The 5,930-nt window shown below is 66.5% G+C and carries 4 protein-coding genes and 1 pseudogene; 3 read left to right on the forward strand and 2 right to left on the reverse strand.

The annotated features are described in order from the left end of the window. The coding region (locus QHF84_RS49960; RefSeq protein ID WP_281320758.1) for an alkaline phosphatase family protein at positions 1-1,395 on the forward strand (1,395 nt) is incomplete at its 5' end. 9 nt (positions 1,396-1,404) lie between these two features. Here QHF84_RS49960 and QHF84_RS49965 read toward each other — a convergent pair. Further along, positions 1,405-2,178 carry a hypothetical protein gene (locus QHF84_RS49965; protein ID WP_281320759.1) on the reverse strand — a complete coding sequence of 258 codons (774 nt, stop codon included), beginning with the start codon at positions 2,176-2,178 and terminating at the stop codon, positions 1,405-1,407. A gap of 451 nt (positions 2,179-2,629) precedes the next feature. On the opposite strand from QHF84_RS49965, the gene QHF84_RS49970 reads away from it, so the two are divergent. Further along, the gene (locus QHF84_RS49970) at positions 2,630-3,865 is read left to right on the forward strand and encodes an AAA family ATPase (RefSeq protein WP_281320760.1); all 1,236 of its coding nucleotides are present in this window, start codon (positions 2,630-2,632) and stop codon (positions 3,863-3,865) included. 53 nt (positions 3,866-3,918) lie between these two features. Beyond that, positions 3,919-4,746 (forward strand): DUF4435 domain-containing protein, encoded by an 828-nt coding sequence (locus QHF84_RS49975; RefSeq protein ID WP_281320761.1) that lies wholly within the window; start codon positions 3,919-3,921, stop codon positions 4,744-4,746. On the opposite strand, the pseudogene QHF84_RS49980 reads toward QHF84_RS49975, so the two are convergent. After that, positions 4,747-5,930, reverse strand: a pseudogene (locus tag QHF84_RS49980) (hypothetical protein); the annotation flags it as partial.

A 5,930-nucleotide genomic window follows, 5' to 3' on the forward strand; every position in this document is an offset into this window, starting at 1 on the left:
GCGGGTTCGGCGACGGACGTCGCGGGCGCAGGCGCGGGCGTGGGCGGCGCGGGCGGAATGGGCGGCGCCGGCGGCGCGGGCGGAATGGGCGGCGCCGGCGGCGCGGGCGGCGGCGATCCGGGCGAGAGCTGCACGGATTCGGGCGGCCTCTCGCCCGAGGAGCTGCTCGCGCCGATCGACACGTTCGTGATCCTGATGATGGAGAATCGCTCGTTCGACCATTACCTCGGGAGCTTGCGCCTGCTCGAAGGACGCGACGTGGTCGGCCTCGACGGCACGGAGAAAAACCCGGCGCCGGACGGCTCGTGGATCTCCGTGTCGAAGCTCGACGATTACACGCCGGAGGATCCGCCGCACAACTGGGACGCCGCGCACGAGCAGTGGAACGGCGGCAAGAACGACGGGTTCGTCCTGGCGCACGCGGGATCGGCCCAGGCGGACGTGATGGGGTATCACGTCCGGGAGCAGATCCCGATCCTGTATGCGCTTGCCGACGCGCACGCCGTCTGCGACCGCTGGTTTGCCTCGGTCATGGGGCCGACGTGGCCGAACCGGTTTTACCTGCACGGCGCGACGAGCAAGGGGCAAAAGAGTAACCTCCCGGTCCTCGGCTTCGACAGCATCTTCAATTACCTGAACGAGGCCAAGGTCAGCCACAAGGTGTATTACCACGACATCGCGTGGTGCTCGGGCGCGTATTTGAAGACGAACGGGCTTGCGGGCATCGAGCAATTCTTCGCGGACGCGGAGGCGGGCACGCTGCCGAACGTGGTGTTCATCGACCCGCAGTTCTTCGGCGGGGGCGCGAACGACGACCATCCGGATCACGACATCCGGCTCGGGCAGGCGCTCATCGCGAGCGTGTACACGGCGCTCGCCAAGAGCCCGCAATGGGGCCGCTCGATGTTCGTCCTCACCTACGACGAGCACGGCGGATTCTTCGACCACGTGGCGCCGCCGACGACGGACGACGACGAGGCCGAATTCGAGCAGCTCGGCTTCCGCGTGCCGTCGATCGTGGCCGGCCCCTTCGCGCGAAAGGGGTGCACGGTGACCACGAAGCTCGAGCACGTCTCGGTGATCCGCACGCTCTGCCGGCGGTTCGGGTTGCCGACGTGGAACAAGCGTATCGCCGCGGCGAACGACCTTTCGTCGTGTATTCAGCCGGCGTATCTGTCGGACCCGCGGCCGCCGGTGGAGCTGCCGCCGGTGGATGTCTCGATGACCGAGCTCATGGCGCGCAAAGAGCACGCGGAGACGCATTCGGAATTGCGGGAGGCGCTGGATCAGGGGCTCATCCCGAAGCACCTCGATCGGCGCGGGGAGGGGATGGCGATCGCGAAGAGGGTGATCGAGGCGGGGGCGCGGCTCGGGGCGGTGCGGATTCGGGATTGATCCGATCCGTCAGGCGGGCGCGCCGGAGGGCTCTTCGGGCGCCTCGGCGCGCTCGGCGCGCGTGCCGTAGAGGTGCGTGAGCTCGAATGCGGCGGCGAGCGCGGGTTGTTTCGTCTCGCGGGCCGCCGCGCGCGCGGCTTTGCGCGCGGAGCGGGCGAGCGTGACGATGATCCCGTCGATCAGATCGAGCTGCTCCGTCGCGGCCACGGTGCCCTGTCCCTCGCGCTCCTTGGCGGTGGCGCGCAAGGCGTCGGCGGCTTTCCCGAGGCGCGGGATGGCGTCCGGGCCACCGCGGTCATGGACGACGGCGACCACGGCTTCGCGCTTCAGGATGTCCCGCAGGGTATCGAGCTGCACGGCGAGCTTTTCGGCGTCGTCCTGCGCGGCGCGCGTCTGATCGAGGGCGACGGCGATCGCATCGGCGGTGGACGCGTCGCCCTTCTCTTCGAGGTCATTACGCCCGGCGTGGAGGATGCTCCGCGCGGTCTCGCGGGCGCTTTTTCCTTCCTTCAATGCGGCGATGAACCCCTTGTTGGTGAGCTTGCGCTGACCTGCGACCTCGGCGCGCCCGATGCCGGCGGCGATGAGCGCGTCGCGCCCGTCGGAGAGCCGCGCGACGTCGGTGGCATTGAAGCCGTGGTTCTGGAGGGCGGGGGCGTACTTGTGGAGGGCTTCGAGGGTCTTGTTGGCCTGGTTCAGGGTATCGGTGGAGCCGAATTGCTTGCCGATGCGGAGGTACTCCTGGCGGGCCTTGGGCGCGATGGTGGCTGTGTCGAGGGTCATGGGGTGTCCTTTCCGTGAGAGGAAGGCGAGGTGGAATGATCGGTCGGGACGGTAACGCTTCAGGACGTCTCGGAAAGGGCGGATTCGTGCTCTGGAACGCTGGGGAGCGTCTCGAAACGGGTGGGGGGCGTCTCGGAGGAGGTTTGGGGCGTCGATGTACGGCGGAGGGGGTGTCTCGAAGGAGGTTCGGGGCGTCGATGTACGGCGGAGGGGGTGTCTCGAAGGAGGTTCGGGGCGTCGATGTACGGCTGGGGGCGTCTCGAAGGAGGTCGGGGGCGTCGATGTACGGCCGAGGGGGCGTCTCGAAGGAGGTGCCAGGAGGCGATGTACGGCGGAGGGGGCGTCTCGAAGGAGGTCGGGGGCGTCGATGTAGAGGCCGGGGGAGGGGAGGCGAGTCGAAAGCGGCGCAAGGTAGCGGTCGGGGGATGATCCGGGTAGGCTGGCCTCCACCATGACGACCAGCCCGCGGGTACGGCGGATCAGGGTGACGGGTCTGTTCGGGATCTTCGACCATGAGATTCTGCTCAATATGGAGGAGCGGATCACGATCCTCCATGGGCCGAATGGGTACGGGAAGACGATGATCCTGAAGATGGTCGACGCGCTTCTGGGAGGGCCGTTCGATCGCATGCCCTCGGTGCCATTCGAGTCGTTTTCGGTTGAACTCGAACAGGGGGCGAACCTCTCGGTTACCCGCGACCGTACCTTGGGCGACAGGCATCCAGAGCTCACCGCCCTCGCGGAGCTCGTCGTGTCCTATCGGCAGTCACCTGAAAAGGAGGCTGACGTCCTTCGATGTACGGATCTCTTGCCCGTCTTTTCGTTCGGTGATCGGGATAGTCTGAAAGAAAATTATTCGGAGCGGGTGCGAGAATGGATCTCTTCTCGGTGCGGCGAGACGAGCGCCCTGTCGATCGACACCCAGCGGCTCCTCATTGAACATCGTCCCTCGCGCCACGAGCAACAGATTCTTCCGGCAGTCGCCGGGCACTCGCTTGCCGTCGTGCAACTCATCCAGGAAAAACTCGCGGCATACGCGGCGCATGCCCAGGAACTGGATAGCACGTTCCTCGATCGGTTGTTTCAACCACAGCAGGTGCTGTCCGTCGGCGAGGCGGAGGTCCGCTTGCAGCGGCTCGAGGAGCAGCGAGCGCGGCTGATTCGCCTCGGGGTGCTCGAGCCCGAGCGCGAAGCGCACAGGAAGCTACCGCCTCTCGAACCATCGAAGCTCGACGTTCTCACGGTGTACCTCGATCACACGGAGAGCAAGCTCGCGGTGCTCGAAGACCTCGCAGGGCGGATCGATCTGCTCACGGCGGCCATCAACAGGCGCTTTGCCTACAAGCGAATGAGCATCTCGCGGGAAGAGGGCTTCGTGTTCCACTCCCTGGTCGACGGAGCGGTCATCCCGCTGGAGAGCCTTTCTTCGGGTGAGCAGCACGAGCTCGTCCTCCTCTCCACGTTGCTCTTCCACGTGAGCCCCGGTGTCCTGGTTCTCATCGACGAGCCGGAAATTTCTCTACATCTCGCGTGGCAGAACGAGTTTCTCGGCGACCTCCTGAAGATGGTCGAGCTTGGTGGCTACGATGTCCTCGTCGCCACCCATTCCCCGGCGATCATCAATGACCGCTGGGACCTGACCGTCGAGCTGAAGGGTCCGGAGTTGCCCGCGAAGGCTGCCGAATGAGCAACGCGATGCGCGATGCTATCGGTGGCGCCTACATCGCCAACAGCATCCGGATGCTTCGCTCTCATCACCGCGGGTCCTTCCTCGTCGTGGAAGGACCTCGCGACAAGACGTTCTTCGACTGGTACATCGACAAGGACGCGTGCAAGATCATCGTGGCCGATGGCCGCGACAAAGCGCTCGACGCTTTCCAGCGCTTGCAGGCTCCGCCCTTCGATGGCGTCCTCTTCGTCCTCGATGCCGATTTCGATACCCTCGAAGGTCGGAGTCCGCCTTCCGTGGGTGTCATTTTCACCGATACCCACGACCTCGAGACCATGCTCCTCGCCTCGCCCGCCTTCGAGAAGGTGCTTCTTCAGGTGGCCCAAGAGGACAAGGTTCGCAAGTTCCGCGATCAACACGGCGACCTGCGCGTACACCTCCTCCAATGCGCCAAACGGCTCGGTTACTTGCTTTGGCTCTCCCGGAAGGAGGGCCTGAATCTCAAGTTCAAGGACCTGAAGTTCAGCAAATTCATCGACGAGAAAACACTCGTCGTCGAGCCGGCCGAGATGGTCAAGGTCGTGGTGAATCACTCGCAGCGCCCAGACCTCAAGAGCGACGTGCTGCTGCCCCGGCTCACGGCCCTGTATGACGATGGCCATGACCCCTTGCACGTCTGCTGCGGGCATCACGTGACCGAGATCCTTGCGCTCGCCCTGCGCAAGGCATGGGGAACGAACGACGCCGGCGCGTTCGATGGGCCGATGGTCGAGCAGATGCTGATGCTCGCCTACGACGAGGGGCTTTTCATGACGACGCAGCTCCACGCTTCGATACGGGCGTGGGAGTCGCAGCATCCCCCGTTCATCGTGCTTCGCGCCTTCCGTACACCAACCTGATCAAGGCACGATCGCCGCCGCCACATTCGTCACATTCGCCACCCCGGGCACAGCCGCCACCGCCGCCTGCGCCCCATTCACCCGCGCATGCTTGAGCGTCCCCCCCGTCGCATACACGATCTCCGCGTCGGCCCCTGACAACCCCGGGAGCGCGACCGGCGCGGAGGACGGCGTCTGCGGGACTTCGATCGTCGTGACCGCGCCCCACGCCCCGTCCTTTCCTCGCACGAAATAAATCCCCTCGTTCAGCACGCCTCGATACGCGACGACGAAATCTCCCGCCGCCGTCGCAGCCACCGACGGCGCAAGCCCCGTCGTCGCCGTGCCCACGGTCTCCTCCGCCGTCCACGAATTCTGCGGCGTGATCAGCTTGACCGTGCAGATCCGATTGTCGCTTTGCCGCACGTAGAAAATGCGGAGGTCCTGATCCGCGTCGACCAGCGCAAACGGCCGCAGCCAGTTCGCGACGAGCGACGTCGGCGCCTGCGTCGAAGGCGTCCACGCGCCCCCGGGGCCACTCTTCGCGAGGTAATACAAGTGCGCGTCGTCGCCCGCGTACACCGCATACACCCCCGCCGCGCCGTCACTCGCGAGCGCCGTCGCGCTCGGGCCGAACGCCTGGATCTGCACCATGCCCGCAGGCATTGGGCCGAACGGGGTGAAGCTGCCCGCGTCGTTTTGCGCGAAGTAATGCTTGTTGTCCGTGCCGAGGAACGTCATCAGCGTGGCCGCGCCGAGCGGCGAAGCGGACGGGCCATCCTTCGCGAATCCGAAATTGCCGACCTTCAGCACGGCCCCGAAGCCGCTGCCCTTCGTCCACGTCGCCCAGAAGAGCTCGTTGTTCTCGGCTGCATTCGCGCTCTGGCGGCGCAGGACCGCCACCACGCCCTCCGGCTTCGGCGCGAGCCCGGCCGCGGAAAACTGGAGGTTGATCGACCCCGTGGCCCAGCCCGCGGCCGGATCGTAATGGGCTTCCCCCGCGCCCGGGCCCGCGAGCACGAGCAGCGTGCCCGTCGGATTGCCGCCGCCCGAGCCGCCCATTCCACCGGAGCCGCCCATTCCGCCGGAACCGCCCATTCCACCGGAGCCGCCCGCGCCCCCCATTCCGCCCGCGCCGCCGCCGCTGCCGCCGACGCCGCCGCTGCCGCCGACGCCGCCGCTTCCGCCCGCGCCGCCGCTGCCGC

Origin of the sequence: Polyangium sp. y55x31, assembly GCF_029946505.1 — a bacterium.
In the GTDB taxonomy this organism is placed as follows: Bacteria; Myxococcota_A; Polyangia; order Polyangiales; family Polyangiaceae; genus Polyangium.

Coding starts and splice junctions, on each gene's coding strand:
- QHF84_RS49965 (WP_281320759.1), bottom strand. CDS start 2,178: ATGACCCTCGACACAGCCACCATCGCGCCCAAGGCCCGCCAGGAGTAC.
- QHF84_RS49970 (WP_281320760.1), top strand. CDS start 2,630: ATGACGACCAGCCCGCGGGTACGGCGGATCAGGGTGACGGGTCTGTTC.
- QHF84_RS49975 (WP_281320761.1), top strand. CDS start 3,919: ATGCTTCGCTCTCATCACCGCGGGTCCTTCCTCGTCGTGGAAGGACCT.